This is a genomic window from Paracoccus shanxieyensis, assembly GCF_009711265.1.
GTDB classification, from domain to species: domain Bacteria; phylum Pseudomonadota; class Alphaproteobacteria; order Rhodobacterales; family Rhodobacteraceae; genus Paracoccus; species Paracoccus shanxieyensis.
Genome location: NZ_WMII01000012.1, coordinates 16,480 through 38,200 on the forward strand (window position 1 = coordinate 16,480; position 21,721 = coordinate 38,200).

Annotated in this window: 20 protein-coding genes; 14 read left to right on the forward strand and 6 right to left on the reverse strand. The window is 66.2% G+C overall.

Annotated features, from left to right (window positions below; all coding sequences use genetic code 11):
* Positions 1-10: 10 nt before the first annotated feature.
* Genes tsaE through trxA form a run of 5 tightly spaced genes read left to right on the forward strand, consistent with a single transcriptional unit; the run spans position 11 to position 8,773 of the window.
* Positions 11-1,429, forward strand: coding sequence for a tRNA (adenosine(37)-N6)-threonylcarbamoyltransferase complex ATPase subunit type 1 TsaE (gene tsaE / locus GL284_RS13215; protein WP_155045108.1), 1,419 nt, complete (start codon positions 11-13; stop codon positions 1,427-1,429).
* Complete coding sequence (locus GL284_RS13220) at positions 1,426-2,103, forward strand: nucleotidyltransferase family protein (RefSeq protein WP_155045109.1); 678 nt, start codon at positions 1,426-1,428, stop codon at positions 2,101-2,103. Before tsaE ends, GL284_RS13220 begins: the two co-directional genes overlap by 4 nt.
* Positions 2,096-5,038: a double-strand break repair protein AddB gene (gene addB / locus GL284_RS13225; RefSeq protein WP_155045110.1), complete on the forward strand. Its 2,943-nt coding sequence runs from the start codon at positions 2,096-2,098 to the stop codon at positions 5,036-5,038. The genes GL284_RS13220 and addB overlap by 8 nt, the downstream gene beginning before the upstream one ends.
* A complete protein-coding gene (addA, locus tag GL284_RS13230; RefSeq protein WP_155045111.1) occupies positions 5,031-8,393 on the forward strand; it encodes a double-strand break repair helicase AddA in 3,363 nt (1,120 codons plus the stop codon). Before addB ends, addA begins: the two co-directional genes overlap by 8 nt.
* A gap of 59 nt (positions 8,394-8,452) precedes the next feature.
* Complete coding sequence (gene trxA, locus GL284_RS13235; protein WP_155045112.1) at positions 8,453-8,773, forward strand: thioredoxin; 321 nt, start codon at positions 8,453-8,455, stop codon at positions 8,771-8,773.
* 18 nt (positions 8,774-8,791) lie between these two features.
* On the opposite strand, the gene GL284_RS13240 is transcribed toward trxA, so the two are convergent.
* Positions 8,792-9,691, reverse strand: coding sequence for a hypothetical protein (locus tag GL284_RS13240; RefSeq protein ID WP_155045113.1), 900 nt, complete (start codon positions 9,689-9,691; stop codon positions 8,792-8,794).
* An 84-nt stretch (positions 9,692-9,775) separates the two neighbouring features.
* Between GL284_RS13240 and hslV the strand changes: the two genes are divergently transcribed.
* The 3 genes from hslV to GL284_RS13255 all read left to right on the forward strand — a co-directional run bounded on the left by hslV (position 9,776) and on the right by GL284_RS13255 (position 11,952).
* Positions 9,776-10,330, forward strand: a complete 555-nt coding sequence (hslV, locus tag GL284_RS13245; RefSeq protein ID WP_155045114.1) for an ATP-dependent protease subunit HslV — start codon at positions 9,776-9,778, stop codon at positions 10,328-10,330.
* Positions 10,331-10,417: 87 nt separating this feature from the next.
* Entirely contained in the window at positions 10,418-11,719 is a 1,302-nt protein-coding gene (gene hslU / locus GL284_RS13250; protein WP_155045115.1) for an ATP-dependent protease ATPase subunit HslU, read from the forward strand.
* 56 nt (positions 11,720-11,775) lie between these two features.
* Positions 11,776-11,952 (forward strand): PLD nuclease N-terminal domain-containing protein, encoded by a 177-nt coding sequence (locus GL284_RS13255; protein ID WP_155045116.1) that lies wholly within the window; start codon positions 11,776-11,778, stop codon positions 11,950-11,952.
* A 33-nt stretch (positions 11,953-11,985) separates the two neighbouring features.
* On the opposite strand, the gene GL284_RS13260 is transcribed toward GL284_RS13255, so the two are convergent.
* Complete coding sequence (locus GL284_RS13260; RefSeq protein ID WP_155045117.1) at positions 11,986-12,582, reverse strand: Smr/MutS family protein; 597 nt, start codon at positions 12,580-12,582, stop codon at positions 11,986-11,988.
* Between the two features lies 1 nt (position 12,583).
* On the reverse strand, positions 12,584-13,240 hold the full coding sequence (locus GL284_RS13265; RefSeq protein ID WP_155045118.1) for a Tim44/TimA family putative adaptor protein: 657 nt from the start codon (positions 13,238-13,240) through the stop codon (positions 12,584-12,586).
* A gap of 106 nt (positions 13,241-13,346) precedes the next feature.
* Between GL284_RS13265 and GL284_RS13270 the strand changes: the two genes are divergently transcribed.
* The 3 genes from GL284_RS13270 (at position 13,347) to GL284_RS13280 (ending at position 15,159) form a co-directional block, all read left to right on the forward strand.
* Positions 13,347-13,883 carry an FxsA family protein gene (locus tag GL284_RS13270; protein WP_155045119.1) on the forward strand — a complete coding sequence of 179 codons (537 nt, stop codon included), beginning with the start codon at positions 13,347-13,349 and terminating at the stop codon, positions 13,881-13,883.
* A 52-nt stretch (positions 13,884-13,935) separates the two neighbouring features.
* Positions 13,936-14,451 (forward strand): protein-export chaperone SecB, encoded by a 516-nt coding sequence (gene secB, locus GL284_RS13275; RefSeq protein ID WP_155045120.1) that lies wholly within the window; start codon positions 13,936-13,938, stop codon positions 14,449-14,451.
* Positions 14,452-14,553: 102 nt separating this feature from the next.
* On the forward strand, positions 14,554-15,159 hold the full coding sequence (locus tag GL284_RS13280) for a YfbR-like 5'-deoxynucleotidase (RefSeq protein ID WP_155045121.1): 606 nt from the start codon (positions 14,554-14,556) through the stop codon (positions 15,157-15,159).
* 36 nt (positions 15,160-15,195) lie between these two features.
* Here the strand turns inward: GL284_RS13280 and GL284_RS13285 are convergent, their stop codons facing one another.
* Both GL284_RS13285 and GL284_RS13290 read right to left on the reverse strand, forming a co-directional pair.
* Positions 15,196-15,504: an H-NS histone family protein gene (locus tag GL284_RS13285; RefSeq protein ID WP_155045122.1), complete on the reverse strand. Its 309-nt coding sequence runs from the start codon at positions 15,502-15,504 to the stop codon at positions 15,196-15,198.
* A 96-nt stretch (positions 15,505-15,600) separates the two neighbouring features.
* Complete coding sequence (locus tag GL284_RS13290; protein ID WP_155045123.1) at positions 15,601-16,149, reverse strand: ActR/PrrA/RegA family redox response regulator transcription factor; 549 nt, start codon at positions 16,147-16,149, stop codon at positions 15,601-15,603.
* A gap of 184 nt (positions 16,150-16,333) precedes the next feature.
* On the opposite strand from GL284_RS13290, the gene GL284_RS13295 reads away from it, so the two are divergent.
* From GL284_RS13295 to GL284_RS13305, 3 genes are all read left to right on the forward strand, one after another.
* Positions 16,334-17,674 (forward strand): ActS/PrrB/RegB family redox-sensitive histidine kinase, encoded by a 1,341-nt coding sequence (locus GL284_RS13295; protein ID WP_155045124.1) that lies wholly within the window; start codon positions 16,334-16,336, stop codon positions 17,672-17,674.
* 72 nt (positions 17,675-17,746) lie between these two features.
* Positions 17,747-19,330, forward strand: coding sequence for a PAS-domain containing protein (locus GL284_RS13300; protein ID WP_155045125.1), 1,584 nt, complete (start codon positions 17,747-17,749; stop codon positions 19,328-19,330).
* A gap of 64 nt (positions 19,331-19,394) precedes the next feature.
* The gene (locus tag GL284_RS13305) at positions 19,395-20,036 is read left to right on the forward strand and encodes a 5'-methylthioadenosine/S-adenosylhomocysteine nucleosidase (protein WP_155045126.1); all 642 of its coding nucleotides are present in this window, start codon (positions 19,395-19,397) and stop codon (positions 20,034-20,036) included.
* Between the two features lie 633 nt (positions 20,037-20,669).
* Here GL284_RS13305 and GL284_RS13310 read toward each other — a convergent pair.
* Positions 20,670-21,692, reverse strand: coding sequence for an aspartate-semialdehyde dehydrogenase (locus tag GL284_RS13310; RefSeq protein ID WP_155045127.1), 1,023 nt, complete (start codon positions 21,690-21,692; stop codon positions 20,670-20,672).
* Between the last annotated feature and the right edge of the window lie 29 nt (positions 21,693-21,721).

Sequence of the window (21,721 nt, forward strand, 5' to 3'; positions counted from 1 at the left end):
GGTTCAGCCCATGACCCTGCTTGCCGCCCTTGATCCCGCCGATGCCGATCTGACCGCCTGCCTTGCGCGGGTGATGGCGGCTGTTCTGAAACCCGGCGATGTGGTCGCGCTGGAAGGCCCGGTCGGCGCGGGCAAGACGCATTTCGCCCGCGCCTTCATCCGCGCCCGGCAGGGCGATCTGGCCGAGGACGTGCCCAGCCCGACCTTCACGCTGGTCCAGACCTATGCCGATCCCGCCGGAACCGAGATCTGGCACGCCGACCTGTATCGCCTGACCCACCCCGATGAGATGGCCGAACTGGGGCTGGATCAGGCCATGACCGACAGCATCGTGCTGATCGAATGGCCCGATCACGGCGGGGATCTGCCCGATCCGCTGACCGTCCGCCTTGAGAACGTGCCGGACTTCCCCGACCTGCGCCGCATCACCCTGTCCGGATCCGAGCCGCATTGGGGCCTGATGACCCGCCTGCCCGCCATTGCGCGGCTGATCCACCGCGCCGGCTGGGCCGATGCCCGTGTCGTGCCGCTGGCGGGCGATGCCTCGTCCCGGCGCTATTTCCGGCTTCTGGACGGCCAGCGCAGCGCGGTGCTGATGGATGCGGCGCCGGGCACGACCGGCCCCTATGTCGCGATGACGCAATGGCTGCGCGGCCGCGACCTGCATGCGCCGCAGATTCTGGCCACCGATCAGGTCGAGGGCCTGCTGCTGCTGGAGGATCTGGGTGACGATCTGATCGCCCGCGTGCTTGAGGACCAGCCCGGACTTGCCCCGCGCATCTATGACCGCATGACCGATCTGCTGATCGAACTGCACGGCCACGCCGCACCCGATTTCGTGCTGCGGCTGAACGGGGCGGAACTGGCGCGGCAGGCCGGGCTGTTTGCCGATTACTATCCCGTCGCTGCCGGTGCGCGCGGCAAGGGCGCGGGCGTCGCCGATGCGATCCGTGCGCTGCATCGCGAACTGGCCGAAGACATGCCCCCGGTGCTTGGCCTGCGCGATTTTCACGCCGAGAACCTGATCTGGCGCGGCGACCGGCCCCTGGGCATTCTGGACTTTCAGGACGCGGTTGCGGTGCATCCGGCCTATGATCTGGTCTCGGGGCTGCAAGACGCCCGGCGCGATGTGGACCCAGAGATCGAGGCCGCACAGATTGACCGCTATATCGCCGCGACCGGGGTCGATGCCGACCGCTTCCGTGCCGCCTATGCGCTGCTGGGCGCGCAGCGCAATCTGCGCATCATGGGCATTTTCACCCGTCTGGCCCGGCTTGAGGGCAAACGCCGCTATCTGGCCTTCATGCCGCGCGTCTGGGCCCTGATCCAGCGCGACATCGCGCATCCGGCGCTGGCCCCGCTGGCCGCGGCGCTTGAGGGTGTGCCCGCCCCCACGCCGCAGATCATCGAAAGGATCGCATCCGCATGACCGCCCGCCTGCCCCTGATGATCTTTGCGGCAGGCAAGGGCACGCGCATGGCGCCGCTGACCGACGTGACGCCGAAGCCCTTGATCCGGGTCGGCGGTCAGACGCTGCTGGACCGCGCGCTGGATCTGGGCCGCAGCGCGGGCGTCGGGCGCGTGGTGGTGAACACGCATCACCTTGGCGGACAGATCGTGATGCATCTGGCGGGGTCGGGGGTCGCGATCTCGGATGAAGGCGATGCGCTGCTGGAAACCGGAGGGGGGCTGCGCAAGGCGCTGCCTTTGCTGGGGCCGGGGCCGGTCATCACGATGAACCCGGATGTGGTCTGGACCGGGGCCAATCCCGTCGCGGCGCTGATCTCGGCATGGCGCGACGACATGGACGCGTTGCTGATGCTGGTGCCTTTGGCGCAGACGCATGGGCGGCAGGGCGGCGGGGATTTCAGCCTTGATCCCTCGGGCCGCCTGATCCGCAAGGGCGGTCTGGTCTATGGCGGGGCGCAGATCATCCGGCCCGACCGGCTGGACCGGATTGCCGAGGATGCGTTTTCCCTGAACCGGCTGTGGGATCTGATGATCGCGGATGGCCGCGCCTTCGGCATCCTGCATCCCGGCCAATGGTGCGATGTGGGCCGCCCCGACTGCATCCCCCTGGCCGAAAGGCTGCTGAATGGCTGAGGACTGGCGCAATGGCGTCTTTGCCCTGCCCTGCGGCGCCGATTTCCCCGGCGCCTTTGCCGACGGCCTGATTGCCCGGATGCGCCACCGCCCGCCGCAGGACATGGCGCGGGTGACGGTCTTTGCCAATTCCGGCCAATCCCTGCTGGCGCTGCGCGATGCGCTGATCTGGCGCGGCCCGCTGCTCCTGCCGCAATTGCGGCTGCTGGCCGATCTGGGCGGCGGCGGCGCGACGGCACCCTTGGCGCGGCGGCTGGAACTGGGCCGCCTGATCGACGCCGCGCTGCGCGCGCAGCCGGATCTGGCGCAGGGGCAATCGGTGCCGGAACTGGCGACCTCGCTGGCCGGGCTGATGGCCGAGATGCAGCTTGAAGGGCTGGACGCCGCCGCGCTGGAGCGCATCGACGCGGGCGATCACGCCCAGCATTGGGGCCGCGCGCTGGCATTCCTGAAAATCGCCGCCGGATATTACCTGACCGACCCGCCGCAGGACCGCGAAGCCCGCCAGCGGGCCGAGGCCGAACGGCTGGCCGCCGCATGGGCGCGGGGCGAGGGCTTGCCGCAGGATCCGGTGATCGTTGCGGGCTCGACCGGCTCGCATGGGGCGACGCGCGATTTCATGCAGGCGGTGGCGCGCCTGCCGCTGGGGGCGGTGGTGCTGCCGGGCTATGATCCCGATCTGCCCGCCGCCGTCTGGCAGGGGCTTGAGACGACCGAGGATCACCCGCAGGCCCGCCACGCGCCCTTTGTGCGCGATTTCGGCCCGCTGCCCGAATGGGTGCATGGCACCGCGCCCGATCCGGCAAGGAACCGCCTGATCTCGCTGGCGCTGCGGCCCGCGCCGGTCACCGATCAATGGATCGACGAAGGCCCGCATCTGGGCGATCTGATCCCCGCCACCCAGCACCTGACCCTGCTTGAGGCCGAACAGCCCGGCGAGGAAGCCGAGGCCATCGCCCTTGTCATCCGCGAGGCGGTGCAGCGCAGCCAGCCCGTCACCCTGATCGCCGCCGACCGGATGCTGACGCGGCGGGTGCAATCGGCGCTGGACCGCTGGACCATCATTCCCGACGACTCGGCGGGGCAGCCCCTGCCGCTGACCGCGCCGGGGCTGTTTCTGCGCCATGTCGCGGATCTGTACGGCGCCGAGCTGATGATAGACGGCCTGCTGGTGCTGCTGAAACATCCGGTGACCGCGACCGGACTGGGCGCGGAATACCGCCGCCAGCACAACCGCCACACCCGCGATCTGGAATTGCGGCTGCGCAAGCGCGGCCCGGCCTTCCCGGATGGCGATGCGCTGCGCGACTGGGCCAGCCGTGGCGACGAACACAGCAAGCCATGGGGCCTTTGGCTGGCCGGGCTGCTGGACCGCATCGTGCCCTTGGCGGCGGATAAGGGCCCGCGCCCGCTGGCGGCGCGTCTGGCCGATCTGCGCGCGCTGGCGCAGGATCTGGCGGCGGGTCCGACGGGCGATGCCGAGGCGTCCGAGCTGTGGGCCAAGGCCTCGGGCGATCAGGCCCGCGCCACGCTGGATCATCTGCAAAGCCATGCGTCCTTGGGACATGACCTGCGCGCGGGCGAGTTCCGCGACCTGCTGTATACGCAATTGCAGGGCGGCGCGGTGCGGCAGGATGTGGCCTCGCACGCGCTGGTGCGGTTCCGTGGCCCGCGCGAGGCCCGGACCGAGGCCGTGGGTGCGGCGGCCGGTCTTGTCATCCTTGCCGGTTTGAACGAAGGCGGATGGCCGCAGGCGCTGCCGCCCGATCCATGGCTGTCGCGGCCCATGCGCAGTGCCGCCGGTCTGACTCTGCCCGAACGGCAGGTGGGGCTGGCCGCGCATGACTTTCAGCAGGCGGTGGGGGCCGGGCAGGTGATCCTGTCGCGCGCGCATCGCGATGCCGATGCCGAAACCATCCCCTCGCGCTGGCTGAACCGGCTGGTGAACCTGCTGGGCGGCCTGCCCGATCAGAACGGCAGACAGGCGCTGGCCCAGATGCGGGCGCGCGGGCAGGTCTGGCTGGATCTGGCCGCAGCGCAAGCCAGGCCGCGTCACGCGCTGGCCCCGGCGCGCCGCCCCTCGCCCATTCCGCCCTCGCCCGCGCTGGCGCAGATGTCGGTGACCGAGGTCAGAACGCTGATCCGCGACCCCTATGCCGTCTATGCCCGCCGCGTGCTGGGCCTGAATGCGCTGGACCCGCTGCGGCCCGAACCCGATGCCGCCGACCGGGGCAATGCGCTGCATGACATCATGGACCAGTTCCTGACCACCCTGCCCAACGACCCGGAAACGCCGCAGGCGATGCAGGCGCGGCTGCTGGCGATCACCGACGCGGTGCTGGCGCGCGATGTGCCATGGCCCTCGGCCCGGCTGTTCTGGCGCGCACGCATCGCAGCGGTCGCAGACCGGCTGATGACGGACGAGGCCGCGCGCCTGACCCAAGGCCGTCCCGTGGTGGTCGAGGAACGCGGCAAGCTGCCGGTCCCCGGCTTTCAGTTCGCCCTGACCGCCAAGCCCGACCGGCTGGACCTGCTGGGCGACGGGCGGGTGCAGGTCTATGACTACAAGTCCGGCAAGCCTCCGACCGACAAGCAGATCGCCCATTTCGACAAGCAGTTGCCGCTGGAGGCCGCGATGGTCGAACAGGGTGCGTTCGGCCGCATCGGCCCGGTCCCCGTGGCGGGCATCAGCTATATCCAGCTGGGCGGCGAAGGAAAAACCGAGGCGCGCGATTTCGGCCCCGGTTACGCGCAAGAGACATGGGCAGGCTTCGTCGACCTGATCCGCCGCTATCTGCTGGGCGAGCGCGGCTTTACCGCCCGGCTGGCGATGGAGCGCAGCGATCATGCCAGCGATTACGACCACCTGTCGCGGCATGGCGAATGGGATACGACCGAACCCGCCACCCCCGAAAGGTTCCCCGAAGATGGATGAGGCGACACTGGCACAGGTCCGGGCCGCCGATCCGGTGCGCTCGACATGGCTGACGGCCAATGCGGGCTCGGGCAAGACGCGGGTGCTGACCGATCGCGTGGCGCGGCTGCTTTTGGCCGGAACCGCGCCGGAAAAGATCCTGTGCCTGACCTATACCAAGGCGGCGGCGACCGAGATGCAGAACCGGCTGCTGCAACGGCTGGGCAAATGGGCGATGCTGCCCGAACCCGATCTGCGCGACGAACTGGCGCGTCTGGGCGAAGGCTCCGCGCCCGATCTGCCCGCCGCGCGGCGGCTGTTTGCCCGCGCGATCGAGGCGCCGGGCGGGCTGAAGGTCCAGACCATCCACAGCTTCTGCGCCGGTGTCCTGCGCCGCTTTCCCATCGAGGCGGGCGTGCCGCATGGCTTTACCGAACTGGACGACCGCCGCGCCGCCCTGATCCGCGCGCAGATCATCGAGGATATGGCCAGGGACGATCACCCGGCCCTGCAAGACCTGCTGACGCTGCATTCGGGCGAAAACCTTGACGCGTTCCTTGCCGGTCTGCGGGGGTTCGATGCCCCGGCAGACCGGGACGCCGTTCTGGCGATCTGCGGGCTGCATCCGGGCGAAACACTGCCGGATCTGCTGGCGCGGACCTTTGCCGAAGGTCTGGCGGTGATCCCGGCGATGATCCCGCATCTGCTGAAAAGCGGCACGAACGATCAGAAGGCGGCGGCGAAGCTGGCGACAGGCAACTGGACCGCCCCCGGCGTGGCGGAGCTGGCGATCCTTGAAGGCGTGTTGCTGACCGGCGCGGGGGCGAAAGACCCCTTCACCGCCAAATATGACAGCTTCCCGGCCAAGGCCCTGCGCACCGGCCCCTGCGCCGAGATGCTGGAGGATCTGGCGGCGCTGATGGCCGCCGTGGAAAGCGCCCGCCCGCGCCGCATCGCGCTGGCCCATGCCGACCGCACCCTGGCGCTGCATCGGTTCGGCCATGCGTTCCTTGGCCTTTACCGCGCGCAGAAATCGGCGGGCGGCTTTCTGGATTTCGACGATCTGATCGACCGCACCGCGCGGCTTTTGTCGGAAAACAGCATGGCGCAATGGGTGCTGTTCCGGCTGGATGGCGGCATCGACCATATCCTCGTCGACGAGGCGCAGGATACCAGCCCGGCGCAATGGCAGGTGATCCAGCGGCTGACGGATGAATTCACCTCGGGGGATGGCGCGCGGGGCGGGCGCAGCCTGTTCGTGGTGGGCGATCCGAAACAGTCGATCTATTCCTTTCAGGGCGCCGATATCGCCGTTTTCGAGGAACGCCGCGCGGGCTTTGCCGCCGCCTTCGATGCGGTGCAGAACCCGATGCAGGTGCTGGAACTGCGCCACAGCTTCCGGTCCTCGACCGCGATCCTGTCTCTGGTCGATCAGGTCTTTGCAGGCGACGCGGCACAGGGTCTGGGCGATCCGCCGCAGCACCGCGCCTTTCGCACCACGATGCCGGGGCGCGTCGATCTGTGGCCGGTGGTGCCCAAGCCCGACAAGCCCGAACCCGGCGACTGGACCGATCCGATCGACCAGCCTGCGGAAAATTCGGAAACCACGCAGCTGGCCCGCGCCATTGCGCGCGGCATCCGCGACATGCTGGGCACGCCGATATTCGACGCCAAGCGCGGGGCGGTGCGGCGGGTGCGGGCGGGGGATGTGCTGATCCTCGTGCAGCGCCGCTCGGACCTGTTTGCGGAAATCATCGCGGCGCTGAAGGCGGACAATCTGCCTGTCGCCGGGGCCGACCGTCTGAAGCTGGCGGGCGAACTGGCCGTGCGCGACATCCGCGCCGTCCTGTCGGTGCTGGCCACGCCCGAGGACGATCTGTCGCTGGCCGCAGCCCTGCGCTCGCCGCTGTTCGGGCTGACCGAGGCGCAGCTTTACCGTCTGGCCTCGGGGCGGACCGGAGAATATCTGTGGCGGCGGCTGCGGGAATCCGGCTATCGCCACGCGGTCGAACTGCTGTCCGATCTGATGGGCCAGACCGGCTTCATGCGTCCCTATGACCTGATCCAGCGGCTGCTGATCCGCCATAACGGCCGCGAAAACCTGCTGGCGCGGCTGGGGCCGGAAGCGGTGGATGGCATCGACGAATTGCTGTCGCAGGCGCTCAGCTATGAATCGGGCGAAACCCCCAGCCTGACCGGCTTTCTGGTCTGGCTGGCGGGCGATGATGTCGAGGTGCGCCGCCAGCCCGGCACGGCCACGGATGAGGGCGAGGGGCTGATCCGCGTCATGACGGTGCATGGCTCGAAGGGTCTGGAAAGCCCCATCGTCATCATGCCCGACGCCGCCAAGCGCCGCCCGCCCCGCGAAGGCGCGGTGCTGGCCGGCCCCGACGGCGTGGCGCTGTGGCGCGGGCGCAAGGGCGAACGCCCCGATCTGGTCGAGGATCTGGCCGCCTATCAGACCCAGCGCCAGTTGCAGGAACGCAAGCGGCTGCTTTATGTCGGGCTGACGCGCGCGGAAAGCTGGCTGATCGTGGCCGCGGCGGGCGAAACGGACCCCGACAGCTGGCACGGCATGGTCGAGGCGGGCTTTGGCCGCAGCGATCTGGTCGAAACCCGCCTGCCCGCAAGCGGGGGAGGCGAGATCCGGCGGCTGGATTTCGGCGACTGGCCAGCCGATGCGCCGCAGGCTTTGGTCATGAAACCCAAGGCGGTCGACATGCCCGACTGGATCCACCATCCGCCGCCGCCCGCGCCGGAAAAGCGCCGTCCGGTGGCAGCGACGGGGCTGGGCGGCGCCAAGGTCATGGCCGGTGCGGGCGAGGGCGATGCGCAGGCCGCCATGCTGTTCGGCACTCGGCTGCATCTGCTGATGGAGCATCTGCCGGGCCGCGACCCGGACCAGTGGCCGGATATCGCCCGCGACGTTCTGTCGGGGGCCGAAGGTGGCCTGCCCGAGGCCGCGGCACTGGCGGGCCTGCTGGACGAGGCGCGCCAGATCCTGACCGCTCCGGCGCTGGCCGAGGTCTTTGATCTGCCAGACGGCGCGCAGGTGATGCAGGAAATTGCCCTGACCGCGCCCATTCCCGGTGTGGGGATGCTGTGGGGCAAGATCGACCGGCTGGTCATTCAGGGCGACCGCGTCCTGGCCGTCGATTACAAGTCGAACCGCGACGTGCCCGATGCCCCGCAGGCCACGCCCTTGGGCGTGCTGCGGCAGATGGCCGCCTATCGCGCGGCCCTTGCGCAGATCTTTCCCGGCCACAGGATAGAGGCCGCGATCCTGTGGACCGCAACCCGCAGCCTGATGCCTTTGCCCGCCGCGCTGATGGATGACACGATGGCGGGTCTTGACCCCACCGGGCCTCGTGCCTAGCTGTTTCATGACAATCCTGCCGGTTTTACTTGTCCCGGCGCATCGCAGGAGTTTCCCTTATGGCAACCCAACCCGTTACTGACGCCCAGTTCGACGCCGAAGTCCGCCAGTCCGCCACCCCCGTCGTGGTCGATTTCTGGGCCGAATGGTGCGGTCCCTGCCGCCAGATCGGTCCGGCTTTGGAAGAACTGGCCGCCGAATATGGCGACAAGGTGAAGATCGTCAAAGTCAACGTGGACGAAAATCCCGAAAGCCCGGCCGCCCTTGGCGTGCGCGGCATCCCGGCGCTGTTCCTGTTTAAGGATGGCGAGGTCGTGTCCAACAAGATCGGCGCCGCGCCCAAGGCCGCGCTGAAGGCATGGATCGATTCCGAGATCTGACGTTATTGGGGCGGCCGGTCAGAGCGGCCAGCCGCCCCGGCGCATCGCTGACAGGATGCGCGTGCCCGCATCGGGCAATGTGGCGTTGATCGCCTTTTCCTGCAAAAACCAGAACAGGTAGCGGTCGAAATCCGGGCGATGGGTGTCGGCCATCTGCAAGGCTTTTTCCCCCAGATCGGCGATGTTCAGCGCGATGTGGTGAAAGTCGATCTGCGCAAACAGCACCGCAGGCTTGCCCAGCAGGAAGCCGTCGAAGGCGACGGCGCTGTTTTGGGTGACGACGAAGGCGCAGTCGCGCAGCAGCGCCATGGTGTCGCCGCCGATCCGCAGGTTCGGATAGCGTTCGGCGATGCTCTGCAGTGCGGCCAGATCCTGCGCATCATAAACCTCATTCGGATGCAGCGTCGCGACTGTCGGCCGGCCAAGCGCCGCGACCTGCTCAACCATCTTGACCGGGCTTGCGGTCTGGAAGGACCGGCAGCGGCGGATATGGCCTTGCAGCGGGATCAGGACGGCTTTGTCGTGGCGCGGAGGCGGCCCCGGCAATACGCGGGCGCGCAGCCGTGCGGCGAAGGCGCGGGCGTTTTCTGCGTCGATCTGGTCAGGGTCGAAGCTGCTGCGCGCCACGTCGAAGCGCCAGCGCTGCGGCTGCGTCTGGATCTGCCAGAAGGGATAGTGATAGGCGCGGCGGAAGGTCAGCGCGCGGTCATGGGTCGGGGCCTCGGCATGAAACAGCGCATAGCCGTCCCGCTGCGGGGCGTCTGCGCGGGCGGCGGGGCCGGTCTGGAGCCACTCGACCCGCCAGCCCTGCGCCTGCACGGCGGCTTGCAGCACGGCCATGAAGGGAAAGCTGCCGTCGCGCGCCGTGCGCAGCATACTGCCTTCCAGATAGACGCGCAGGGTGGGAGCATTCGACATGCCAGCAGGCTAGCCGGGCAAGCCGGGTTGCGAAACCCCTGTGCCAGCCATATCTGACCCCTCAAGACAGAAGCGGAGGGCAGCATGTCCGATGAGAAATTTCCCGGCTGGCACGGCACGACCATTCTGGCCGTGCGGCGCGCGGGCAAGGTGGTCGTCGCAGGCGACGGTCAGGTCAGCGTTGGCCAGACGGTGATGAAGGGCACGGCGCGCAAGGTGCGCCGCCTGTCGCCCGGCGGCAGCGATGTGGTGGTGGGCTTTGCCGGATCGACCGCCGATGCCTTTACCCTGCTGGAACGGCTGGAGCGGAAGCTGGAATCGGCGCCGGGCCAATTGGCGCGGGCCTGTGTCGATCTGGCCAAGGACTGGCGCATGGACAAATACCTGCGCAACCTTGAGGCCATGCTGATCGTCACCGACGGCAAGGATATTTTCGTGGTGACCGGCGCGGGCGACGTGCTGGAGCCGGAACATGACGTGGCGGCCATCGGCTCGGGCGGGAATTACGCGCTGGCTGCGGCGCGGGGGTTGATGTCGGCGGATCTGGATGCCGAGGGCGTGGCCCGTCAGGCCATGGCGATCGCTGCCGATATCTGTGTCTATACCAATGGAAACCTGACGGTCGAGGTTCTGGGTTAAGGGGGCTTTGCCCCCGTCCTGCGGACTCCCCCAAGGGTATTTGGGAAACAAGGAAACGGTTTCCCGGCAAGAAGAAAGGTTCTGAGCATGAGTGATTTGACGCCGCGCGAGATCGTGTCCGAGCTGGATCGCTTTATCATCGGCCAGAAGGACGCCAAGCGCGCCGTGGCCGTGGCGCTGCGCAACCGCTGGCGGCGGCGGCAGCTGGGCGATGATCTGCGCGATGAGGTCTATCCCAAGAATATCCTGATGATCGGGCCGACCGGCGTCGGCAAGACCGAGATCAGCCGCCGTCTGGCCAAGCTGGCCCGCGCGCCTTTCCTGAAGGTCGAGGCGACGAAGTTCACCGAAGTCGGTTATGTCGGCCGCGATGTCGAGCAGATCATCCGCGATCTGGCCGATGCTGCGATCATCGAGACGCGCGAGCGGATGCGCGAGGAGGTCAAGGCCCGCGCCCATAAGCAGGCCGAGGATCGCGTCGTGGCCGCCCTTGCCGGCGACAATGCCCGTGAGCAGACCCAGCAGATGTTTCGCGACAAGCTGAAGCGGGGCGAGTTGGACGACACGGTGATCGACTTGGAGGTGCAGGACAATTCCAGCCCCTTTGGCATGATGGAAGTGCCCGGCCAGCCCGGCGCGATGGGCGGCATGGATCTGTCGGGGCTGATGAAGGCCTTTGGCGGGCGGCGCGTCCGGCGCAAGGTGACTGTCGCGGAAAGCTATGAGCTGTTGATCGCCGAAGAGGCCGACAAGCTGCTGGACGACGAGGTGGTGAAGGCGGCGGCCCTGGAAAGCGTACAGGAAAACGGCATCGTCTTCATCGACGAGATCGACAAGGTGGCTGCGCGGACCGATGCGCGGGGTGGCGACATCTCGCGCGAGGGGGTGCAGCGTGATCTGCTGCCGCTGATCGAGGGCACCACGGTGTCGACGAAATATGGCCCGGTGAAGACCGATCACATCCTGTTTATCGCCAGCGGTGCGTTCCATATCGCCAAGCCCAGCGATCTGCTGCCCGAATTGCAGGGTCGTCTGCCGATCCGGGTCGAGCTGCGCGCGCTGACCGAGGAGGATTTCATCCGCATCCTGACCGAGACGGACAATGCCCTGACCCGGCAATACACCGCCTTGATGCAGACCGAGGGCGTCGTCGTCACCTTCACCGAGACCGGCATCCGGGCGCTGGCCCGCATCGCTGCCGAGGTCAATGGCTCGGTCGAGAATATCGGTGCGCGGCGGCTTTACACCGTCATCGAGCGGGTCTTCGAGGAGCTGTCCTTCAGCGCGCCCGACCGTTCGGGTGAGACGGTCACGGTCGATGAGGCGTTTGTGGAAAAATATCTGGGCGATCTGGCAAGATCCACGGATCTGTCGCGTTACGTTCTTTGATGGAACCCTAAGCTGCTGCTATCGTTCATGGGTAGCAGTAGCTTAGGGACTTGTTCATGGGATATATCCTCAGCGCCATCATCTTTGCGCTTGATGTCTGGGCCATCGCCTCGATCATCAATACCAATGTGGCGACTTCGACGAAGATCATCTGGATCCTTCTTGTCGCCATCCTGCCGGTGGTCGGGTTGATCATCTGGTGGTTTGCCGGTCCCAAGGCGAACATGCGCTGAAAGATCAGGGGCGGCCGCAATGGCCGCCCGTTTTCATTTCCGCAGATAGACGTAATAGGCACCCTCGCCGCCATGGCGTCGGTGGGCGGGTCTGACCTGCAGCACCATGCGGTTCAAGGGCGGCATCTGCAGCCAATGCGGCACGTTGTGGCGCAGGGCGCCGGGCCGCACCGGCAGCGGCGCGAATTCATCGCCCGCCTTGCCCTTGCCGGTGATGACCAGCACCAGCCTGTGACCCTGCGCATGGGCGCCTGCGACAAAGCGGATCAGCACCGGCTGCGCGATGTTCAGCGTCATGCCATGCAGGTCCAGCCGCGCGTCGGGGGCCAGCTTGCCCTGGCTCATCCTGCGGTGGGTCTTGTGGTCCATGCGGACCGGCGCATCGCGCAGGGACTGGCCGGGATGCGGCGACAGGTCGATGCGCGAGGTGGTGTTCAGCGCCTTGGCCCCGATGCGGAAATCCGGCAGCGGGGTGGCTGCCGGATCGGGGATGCGGGGCGCGGGCTTGGGCTTTGGGTCAAGTGACGGCGCGGGATCGGGTTTTCGGCCCGGATGCATGGGCACTGCCGTTGCCGCGATGCGGGACCATAGGGCCTTTTCATCGGCCGAAAGGCCCCGGCGCCGTCCCATGTCAGGCGGTGGCGACCAGTTGCCAGTTCGGGTCGTCCGACCCCATCTGACGGGCAAAGGTCCATGTGTCGCGCTGTTTGCGGGCCGATTTCGGGTCGCCATCCACGACATTGCCATCTGCATCGCGGGTGGCCACGATCATTTCACCGACAAAGCGCACCGAGAGTTCCGCCAGCCTGGTCGTGGGGTTGAACTCTGCGACGGCCAGCGCGGTTTCGCGGGTGCCAAGGAACTGCGCCTCGGTCACGAGGCCGCGAGACTTGCGGTCGGCGATGACGCTTTCAAAGGCCTCGGCCACGGGCGGGGCCAGAAAGCCGCGCACTTCGGACAGATCGCCCCGCTCGAACGCCATCAGGATCATCTCATAGGCGGATTTCGCGCCGCCAAGGAAGGGGCCGACGGCAAAGCCGGGCTCGACCTCTTTCATCGCGGTCAGGGCCTTGGCGCTGACGCTGCCCGGTTCGGCATGGTCGTTGATGTCATTGTCCACCTGATCGGCGGTGCCGTCGATCACGTCGAAGCGGCGCTGTGCCTGCGGCTCTTCGGGGGTGCGCGGGGCTTCGAAGCCGTCGCGCGTGCCAAGAACCCCACGCAAGCGCAGGATCAGGAAGATTGCGATCGCGGCAAGAACAAGAAGTTGCAGCATGGGGTTCGACATCAGGACCTTACGAAGCTTACTAACGGGGCATCGCATACCTATGTAGGGTGCAGGGCCGTGCAAGTCCAGTTTCGCGCCCGTAGAATGCAAGGAATGAGAGGTTTCCATGTGGCTGCTGCTGCCATTCGTCCTTCTGCCGATCATCGAGATCGCGCTGTTCATCCAGGTGGGTGGGGTGATCGGTGTGCTGCCGACGATCCTTCTGGTTCTGCTGTCGGCCGTTCTGGGCGTCGCCGTCATGCGCCGGCAGGGCGCGCTGGCCATGCTGGACATGCAGCGGGCAATGCAGGAATTCCGCGACCCCACGCGCCCCATGGCGCATGGTGCGCTGATCATGCTTGCGGGCGGGCTGATGGTGGTGCCGGGCCTGTTCACCAGCGCGCTTGGCCTGTTGCTGCTGATCCCGCCGCTGCGTGATCTGGTGCTGCGCCAGATGGGCAAGCGGGTGCGCGTGGCGGGCGCGGCGTATCGCGGGCGCGAGGGGGATTTCATGTCCGATGTGCCGCCCGGCTATGGCCGCCGCCGCGGTGACGGGGTGATCGACGGCGAATATTCCGTGCAGGACGACACGCCCGCCCCGATCCGCGAAGGGCTGACCGATCAGGCGCAGAAGCCGGGAAATTCCGGCTGGACCCGGCATTGAGGCCTTTGCGCAGGGGTGCTAGAACGCCATGAACCCCCCAAGGGAGAGCTTGATGAGCGACGAGACCACCAACGGCACCCCGGCCCAGCCGAACTCCGCGCAGCCGGCCGTGCGGTTGCAGATCCTGACCCAGTATATCCGCGATCTGTCCTTTGAAAACGCGGTGGCGCAAAAGGGCCTGCCCTCGGGCGATGTGCAGCCGGAAATCGGCGTGCAGGTCAGCCTTGATGCCCGCAAGCGTCAGGTCGACAACCAGTATGAGGTCATCAGCAAGTTCCGCGTGCAGTCCGTCAATTCCAAGGACAAATCGCCGATCTTCCTGTGCGAGCTGGATTACGGCGGCATCTTCCACATCGAGGGCGTGCCCGAGGATCAGCTGCATCCCTTCCTGATGATCGAATGCCCGCGCATGATGTTCCCGTTCGTGCGCCGCATCATCTCGGACATGACGCGGGACGGGGGCTTTCCGCCCTTCAACATGGACCCGGTGGATTTCGTGGCGCTGTATCGTCAGGAAATCTCGCGCCGTGCGCAGGCCGAGCGTCCCAGCGACCAGCCGCTGTCCTGATCCGGACCGATCCTTCCGGCCCGCGCTTCCCGGCGCGGGCTTTTTCATGCGCCGGTCCCGGCTTTTCGTTGCGACCGGCCTTGCATCGGGCATAAGTGACATATGGCAAAAGCAGCACGACGCGCGTGGCAACGGATGCTTTCGGGGCGAAGGCTGGATCTTCTGGACCCCACGCCCATCGATATCGAGATCAGCGACATCGCGCACGGCCTGTCCTTCGTGGCGCGCTGGAATGGCCAGACGCATGGCGACTGGGCCTATTCCGTGGCCGAGCATTCGCTGCTGGTCGAGGAAATTTACCGCCGCACCCAGCCCGATTGCCCGCCGAAATGGCATCTGGCCGCGCTTTTGCACGATGCCCCGGAATATGTCATCGGGGATATGATCTCTCCGGTAAAGGCGGCTTTGGGCAGCGAATACGGGCAAATGGATGCCCGGCTTTCCGCCGCCATTCACCAGCGTTTCGGATTGCCCGCCGAATTGCCAAAACAGATCAAGGCCGCCATCAAACGCGCTGACCGGATTTCGGCTTGGCTGGAAGCGGTTCAGATTGCCGGATTTTCTCAGGCCGAGGCTGACAGGCTGTTTCCCGTGCCCCGGCCTGAATTGTTGCCGGGGCTGGTAATCCTGCTGCGGCCCCCGGTCGAAACCCGGACCGCCTATCTGGCACGGTTCGAGGAATTGCTTTTGCAAATCGACCGGGGCTGAATGCGAAAACTTCGCCCAAGGGCGAAGTTTCAAATCTCAGATCTCAAGCTGTTCCAGCGTCTTTCCGGAATCCAGCGCCTCTTGCACCCAGCGCGGCTTGCGGCCACGGCCAGTCCATGTGGCGTCGGGATCTTCCGGATTGACGTATTTCGCCGCGACCTTGCTGCGGCCCGGTTTGGCGGTGGCCAATTCGGCCAGACTGAAGCCGAATTCACGCGCGGCGCTTTCGACGGCGACCAGTGCCTCGCGCTTGCGGCGGCCTTCATAGGTCGAGATCGCCTTTTCGATCTTATTGCGCAAATCGCGCAGATCGCGCAGCGACATTTTTTCCAGATCGATATCCATGATGTCCTTATTCCCCCGGCTATTATTCTAATTGCCTTGCCGCCGACACTATTTTGATCGGCGGGTCATTTGCAACTGCCAGCACAGAGATTTGTTTCAACGCGGGCTGCGTTTAGCCAATATCCGCTGAAGCGTCCGGCGATGCATATGCAGACGCCGGGCGGTTTCGCTGACATTGCGTTCGCATTGTTCATAGACGCGCTGAATATGTTCCCAGCGCACGCGATCAGCGGACATGGGCGTATCCGGCGGCGGCGGCAGGCTTTCGGCATTTGAAAGCAGGGCGCGCGTGACCTCATCGGCATCGGCGGGTTTCGACAGATAATCCGAGGCCCCCATTTTCACCGCAGCGACGGCGGTGGCGATGGCGCCATATCCGGTCAGCACGATGATGCGGGCATCCTCGCGCGCTTCGCGCAGGGCGTCGACCACATCCAGACCGTTGCCGTCTTCCAGCCGCAGATCGACCACCGCAAAAGCCGGAGGTTTGGCCGCCACGATATCGCGTGCCTCGGCCACGGTCGCCGCGCGCGAGACCTGAAAGCCGCGCTTTTCCATGGCGCGTGCCAGACGGTTCAGAAAGATGTCGTCGTCATCGACCAGCAAAAGGCTGGGATCGGGTCCGATAATCGGGATGTCAGTCATGTCATTCACCCGCAAGATTAGCGCCTGACCTCTAAGCCTATTCCGGGCTTTGGTCAAATTTCTGCGTCGCAAGGGGGCAAAGATGCCCGGATACCGCCCGGCAGGCGACGTGATGCCGCATTGATCCGGGCGGCCTGCGCGCCGTATCAATGCCCTCACCGATCCAGAAAAGCGGAGCACCCGGATGTTCATCGGCTTCGTCTCGCGTCGTTTCGATCTGTTGCCCGGCCAGCCGGGCCCCGAGCCGATCCGGCTGCGCACCCTGATCCTGTTGCGCTGGGTGGCCATTGCCGGGCAATCCGCCGCCGTGGCCGCCGCGCTGATGATCGGCGCGCATCTGCGGCTTGGCCCGATTGTCTTGGTGATCGGCCTGGCCGTGGTGCTGAACGTGGTGCTGATGCTGTCGCCCGCGCGCCGCATCTCGGCCATCGAATCCGCGTGGCAGCTTGGCTTCGATCTGGCGCAGATCGCGGCGCTTCTGTCGCTGACCGGCGGGCTGACCAACCCGTTCGCGCTGCTGCTTCTGGCGCCGGTGACGGTGGCGGCGACCGCCTTGCCGGACCGGCAACTGGCGGCATTGGGGGCTGCGACCTTCATCATGGTCTCGATGGCGGCCTATTTCGCGCGACCACTGACGTTTTCCGCGGGTCCGATCGCCACGCTGAATGAGCCGGTCCTGGTCGGAAGCTGGTTCGCCATCATCATCGGCGCGCTGTTTTTCGCCTTCTATGCCCGCACCGTCGCGGCCGAGATCACGGCGACCTCGGATGCGCTGTTCGCGGCGCGGATGGCGTTGGAGCGGGAACAGAAGCTGCAACATCTGGGCGGCGTCGTCGCGGCGGCGGCGCATGAATTGGGCACGCCATTGGCCACGATCAAGCTGGTCAGCTCGGAACTGGCCTCCGAGGTCGCGACGACGCTGCCCGACCGCAAGGATCTGGCCGAGGATCTGGCGCTGCTGCGCCAATCCGCCGAACGCTGCGGCAATATCCTGAAATCCATGGGCAGCGCGGGCCGCGACGATCTGCTGATCCGCTCGGCCCCGCTGGGTCAGGTGGTCGAGGAAGCGGCGCTGCCGCATCGCAATCGCGGCATCCGCATCCGTGTCGAGATGCCGCCCGGCGCGCCCAGCATCCAGCGCGACGCCGCGCTGATCCACGGCTTTCGCAACCTGATCCAGAACGCCGTCGATTTCGCCGCCGAAGAGGTGCTGATCGAAGCCAGCTTCGACAAGCGCGAAATCCGCCTGCGCGTCGCCGATGACGGCCCGGGCTTTCCTGCGGCGCTGCTGCCCAAGATCGGCGATCCCTTCCTGACCACGCGACCCCGGGCCGAGGATGGCCGCAGCTATGAAGGTCTGGGGCTGGGGCTGTTCATCGCCAAGGCGCTGCTGGAACGGTCGGGCGCGCGGATGAAATTCGGCAATCGCCAGCGCGGTGCGCAGGTCAGCGTGATCTGGCCGCGCCAGATGATCGAGGCGAACGAACGCGGCGCATTGGGCAAAAATCCCGAAATCACCGCTTGAAGGCTTGTGTTAACCAAATGTTATCATTTCTTGTTTTAGGTGAGTTTTTAAGAAAGTTTCAGGCAGGCGATAATGGTGGGACAGTTTCTGACGGCCTTTCTGGCGTCCTTGGTCGCGGTGGTGCTGGCCATCATCGGCCTGCGGCTGGTCGACCGGCGTAGATCGGAAGCCGGCCGCGCCCCCCTGGACCGGACGCTTGAGCCGATCGTTTTCCTGTTCCGTGGCCGCCAGCTTGTCGATGCCACCGGCCCCGCCCGCACCTTGCTGCATGCCCTGCCCGGCGATGGCGACTGGCAGCGGCTGGCGGGCTGGCTGGCGATGCGGCTGCCGGATGCGGGGGCGGCACTTCTGGACATTCAGGCCGGTGCGCGGCTGGAGCTGACCTCGGGCGATGAAAGCGGCGCGCGGCTTCGGCTTTTGGCCGAGGATCTTGGGGATGGTCTTTTGCGCGTGACGCTGGCCGATCCCTCGGCCGAAAACGCGGGCATCGTGGTCGATTCGCTGTCGCTGGGCGCGATGGAGAACGAGCTTGAGATCCTGCGGTCGACCATGGACCATTCGCCGATGCTGGCATGGCGTCAGGATGCGCTGGGGCAGGTGACATGGGCAAACTCGGCCTATCTGCATCTGACGGATGCGGTGTCGGACGGCCAGACGGTCTGGCCCTTGCCGCAACTGATCGACCTTGCCGCCCGTCCCGCACCGGGCAACACGCTGACAGGCTCGCGCCGGGTGCAGATCCAGCATGACGGGCAAAGCCGCTGGTATGATTGCCACACGCATGAGGTGGCCGAACAGATCGTGGCCATCGCGCTGCCCGCCGATGCCGCCGTGCGGGCCGAGCGCAGCCTGCGCGAATTCGTCCAGACCCTGACCAAGACCTTTGCCGATCTGCCGATCGGGCTTGCGATCTTTGACCGCGACCGGAACCTGCAACTGTTCAACCCCGCATTGATCGACCTGACCGGCCTTGCCACCGGCTTTCTGACCGCCCGCCCGACGCTTTACGCCTTTCTGGACCGGCTGCGCGAAGCGCGCATGGTCCCGGAGCCCAAGGATTATCGCAGCTGGCGCAACCAGATGAACTCGCTTGAGGCGGCGGCGTCATCGGGGCATCACGTCGAGATGTGGTCGCTGCCCGGTGGGCAGACCTATCGCGTCACCGGGCGTCCGCATCCCGATGGCGCGGTGGCGTTCCTGTTTGAAGACATCACCTCGGAAATCTCGCTGACCCGCAAATTCCGCGCCGATCTCTCGCTGAGCGCCGAGATGCTGGACGCGCTTGAGGATGCGGTTGCGGTCTTTGCCGCGAATGGCGAACTTCTGGTCTCGAACCGGCAATACGGCTTGCTGTGGGGCAGTTCCAGCCGCGCGACGCTGGATGACCATGTGGCGCGCTGGGTGGATTGTTCGGGCGAAAGCCCGGGGCTGGCCAATCTGCGCGACGCGCTGCATCTGCCCTTGCCCGAGGACGCGCTGCGTGGCGCCATGGCGGGACCGCAGGGGGGCTTGCTGTCATGGCGGCTGCGCGCCCTGTCGGGGGGCCGCGTGTTGCTGAGCTTCCAGTCACCCGTGCCTGCAGGGTCCTCGGATGCCGCGCGGTTGCCCGCTGTCACGCCCAGCGGGGCCACGAACAGCAAGGCGCTGACAGGCTAGCGGCTTGCGCATGGCGCGTGCTTCGGGTTCGCTGCGCGCATTGGACCAAACGCAGGAAGATCACATGCAGGAATTGCCGCAGATTGCGCGGATCGCAGGGCGGGGCGTGCTGTTCGTCATGGCGGTCGATGCCGAATACGGCCCCCAGCTGCGCCAGCGCATCGCCCCCCTGATGACCGGGATCGGCCCGGTCGAGGCGGCCGTCGTGCTGACGGCGGCCCTTGCCGGGCTGCAAGCGGCAGGGCGGCTGCCGGATCTGGTGGTGTCGCTTGGCTCGGCCGGGTCGCGGCTTCTGGAACAGGCGCAGGTCTATCAGGTCAGCACGGTGGAATATCGCGACATGGATGCCTCGGCCCTTGGTTTTCCAAAGGGGCAGACGCCGCTGCTGGATCTGCCGATCAAGTCCCGTCTGACGCAGATCCCCGGCCTTGCCGCCGCCAGTCTGGCGACCGGGGCCAGCATCGTCAGCGGCGCGGGCTATGACGCCATCGACGCCGAGATGGTCGATATGGAGACCTATGCCATCCTGCGCGCCTGCCAGAAATTCGGCCTGCCGCTGGTCGGTTTGCGCGGCATCTCGGACGGCGCTGCCGAACTGGCGCATCTGGATGACTGGACGCAATATCTGCACATCGTCGACGAACGTCTGGCCGAGTCGGTGGACCAGCTGCAGGACGCACTTGCCGACGGACTGGCGACCGGCTGAGCAGATTCTGCATTGGAAAATGCGGATAAGGCGGCAGCAGGCGCGGCCCCCACAGCAGGGTGCACTATCGGGCGGGGATTGCAAGGCTGCGGACCATCCGCAGCCGCGCCGGTCGACGGGCTGATGACCGCCCCGGCAGATGAAAACGACGCCCGCAAGGGCGCCATCATTCTCAGGCTGCAATGGCAGGACCGGCGTTTTTGGACAGGGACTAAGCGGCGGACAATCAGCAGCCGCGCTGATGGGCGGGTTCACGACTGCCCACCCGGCGTATGAAAACGACGCCCGCCGCAAGAGCGCCGTCATTCGCAGGCCACAATGGCGGGATCGGCGTTTTTGAGCATGGATAACGAAACTGCTGACCATACGCACCCTCGCTGATCGACGGGCTGATGAATGCCCACCCGGCAAATGAGAATGCCCCTCGTAGCAAGGGTGTCATCATGCGCGGGCCGAATGGCGGGGCCTGCGTTTTCACGCCGGGATGACACAGCGTCGGATCATCCGCATCCGCGCCCGCAGGCAGCGCAATGAAAAATGCAGCACCCGCAGAGAGCGCAACGAAAAATACAACGCAACGAAAAATGACGCCCGCGAGGGGGCGTCATCATGCGCGCATTGCAGAGGGCGGGATCAGCCCTTTTTCAGGCAGCGATTGCCCAGCAGTTCGGCGATCTGCACCGCGTTCAGGGCTGCGCCCTTGCGCAGGTTGTCCGACACGATCCACATGTTCAGGCCGTTTTCGGTCGTCACGTCCTGACGGATGCGCGACACGAAGGTGGCGAAATCGCCGACGCATTCCACCGGCGTCGAATAGCCACCGGGTTCGCGCTTGTCGATGACAAGGATGCCCGGGGCCTCGCGCAGGATGTCGCGGGCCTCGTCTTCGTCCAGAAAATCCTCGAACTCGACGTTGACGGCTTCGGAATGGCCGACAAAGACCGGCACGCGGACGCAGGTCGCGGTGACCTTGATGGACGGGTCGATGATCTTCTTCGTCTCGGCCGTCATCTTCCATTCTTCCTTGGTGTCGCCACTATCAAGGAACACGTCGATCTGCGGGATGACGTTGAAGGCGATCTGCTTCTGGAATTTCTTGGGCTCGACCTCCTGACCGGGGACATACATGCCCTTGGTCTGGTTCCACAGCTCATCCATGCCGTCCTTGCCGGCGCCCGACACCGACTGATAGGTCGAGACGACGACGCGCTTGATCCGGGCGCGGTCATGCAGCGGCTTCAGCGCCACCACCATCTGCGCGGTCGAGCAGTTGGGGTTGGCGATGATCATCTTGTTGCGGTAATCCTCGACCGCGTCCGGGTTCACCTCGGGGACGACCAGCGGAATCTCCGGGTCATAGCGATAGAGCGAGCTGTTATCGATCACGACGCAGCCCTGCGACGCCGCGATGGGCGCAAAGGTCTTGGTCGCGTCCGAGCCGATGGCGAACAGCGCAATATCATAGCCGGTGAAGTCGAAGCCCTCGATGTCCTTGCACTTCAAAGTCTTGTCGCCAAAGCTGACCTCAGTGCCAATGCTCCGGCGCGAAGCCAGAGCAACAACCTCATCGGCAGGGAACTGGCGCTCGGCCAGAATGTTCAGCATTTCGCGGCCCACGTTCCCCGTGGCGCCGGCGACAACGACCTTGTAGCCCATCTGGGGGTCTCCTCATCATAAAGACGCCC

What these genes read in the sequence shown, in the direction of transcription:
- addB (WP_155045110.1), top strand. Translation starts at nt 2,096, where the DNA reads ATGGCTGAGGACTGGCGCAATGGCGTCTTTGCCCTGCCCTGCGGCGCC.
- GL284_RS13285 (WP_155045122.1), bottom strand. Translation starts at nt 15,504, where the DNA reads ATGGATATCGATCTGGAAAAAATGTCGCTGCGCGATCTGCGCGATTTG.
- trxA (WP_155045112.1), top strand. Translation starts at nt 8,453, where the DNA reads ATGGCAACCCAACCCGTTACTGACGCCCAGTTCGACGCCGAAGTCCGC.
- hslV (WP_155045114.1), top strand. Translation starts at nt 9,776, where the DNA reads ATGTCCGATGAGAAATTTCCCGGCTGGCACGGCACGACCATTCTGGCC.
- GL284_RS13300 (WP_155045125.1), top strand. Translation starts at nt 17,747, where the DNA reads ATGGTGGGACAGTTTCTGACGGCCTTTCTGGCGTCCTTGGTCGCGGTG.
- GL284_RS13290 (WP_155045123.1), bottom strand. Translation starts at nt 16,149, where the DNA reads ATGACTGACATCCCGATTATCGGACCCGATCCCAGCCTTTTGCTGGTC.
- GL284_RS13270 (WP_155045119.1), top strand. Translation starts at nt 13,347, where the DNA reads ATGTGGCTGCTGCTGCCATTCGTCCTTCTGCCGATCATCGAGATCGCG.
- GL284_RS13220 (WP_155045109.1), top strand. Translation starts at nt 1,426, where the DNA reads ATGACCGCCCGCCTGCCCCTGATGATCTTTGCGGCAGGCAAGGGCACG.
- addA (WP_155045111.1), top strand. Translation starts at nt 5,031, where the DNA reads ATGGATGAGGCGACACTGGCACAGGTCCGGGCCGCCGATCCGGTGCGC.
- hslU (WP_155045115.1), top strand. Translation starts at nt 10,418, where the DNA reads ATGAGTGATTTGACGCCGCGCGAGATCGTGTCCGAGCTGGATCGCTTT.
- GL284_RS13255 (WP_155045116.1), top strand. Translation starts at nt 11,776, where the DNA reads ATGGGATATATCCTCAGCGCCATCATCTTTGCGCTTGATGTCTGGGCC.
- GL284_RS13265 (WP_155045118.1), bottom strand. Translation starts at nt 13,240, where the DNA reads ATGTCGAACCCCATGCTGCAACTTCTTGTTCTTGCCGCGATCGCAATC.
- GL284_RS13305 (WP_155045126.1), top strand. Translation starts at nt 19,395, where the DNA reads ATGCAGGAATTGCCGCAGATTGCGCGGATCGCAGGGCGGGGCGTGCTG.
- GL284_RS13240 (WP_155045113.1), bottom strand. Translation starts at nt 9,691, where the DNA reads ATGTCGAATGCTCCCACCCTGCGCGTCTATCTGGAAGGCAGTATGCTG.
- GL284_RS13280 (WP_155045121.1), top strand. Translation starts at nt 14,554, where the DNA reads ATGGCAAAAGCAGCACGACGCGCGTGGCAACGGATGCTTTCGGGGCGA.
- GL284_RS13310 (WP_155045127.1), bottom strand. Translation starts at nt 21,692, where the DNA reads ATGGGCTACAAGGTCGTTGTCGCCGGCGCCACGGGGAACGTGGGCCGC.
- secB (WP_155045120.1), top strand. Translation starts at nt 13,936, where the DNA reads ATGAGCGACGAGACCACCAACGGCACCCCGGCCCAGCCGAACTCCGCG.
- tsaE (WP_155045108.1), top strand. Translation starts at nt 11, where the DNA reads ATGACCCTGCTTGCCGCCCTTGATCCCGCCGATGCCGATCTGACCGCC.
- GL284_RS13260 (WP_155045117.1), bottom strand. Translation starts at nt 12,582, where the DNA reads ATGGGACGGCGCCGGGGCCTTTCGGCCGATGAAAAGGCCCTATGGTCC.
- GL284_RS13295 (WP_155045124.1), top strand. Translation starts at nt 16,334, where the DNA reads ATGTTCATCGGCTTCGTCTCGCGTCGTTTCGATCTGTTGCCCGGCCAG.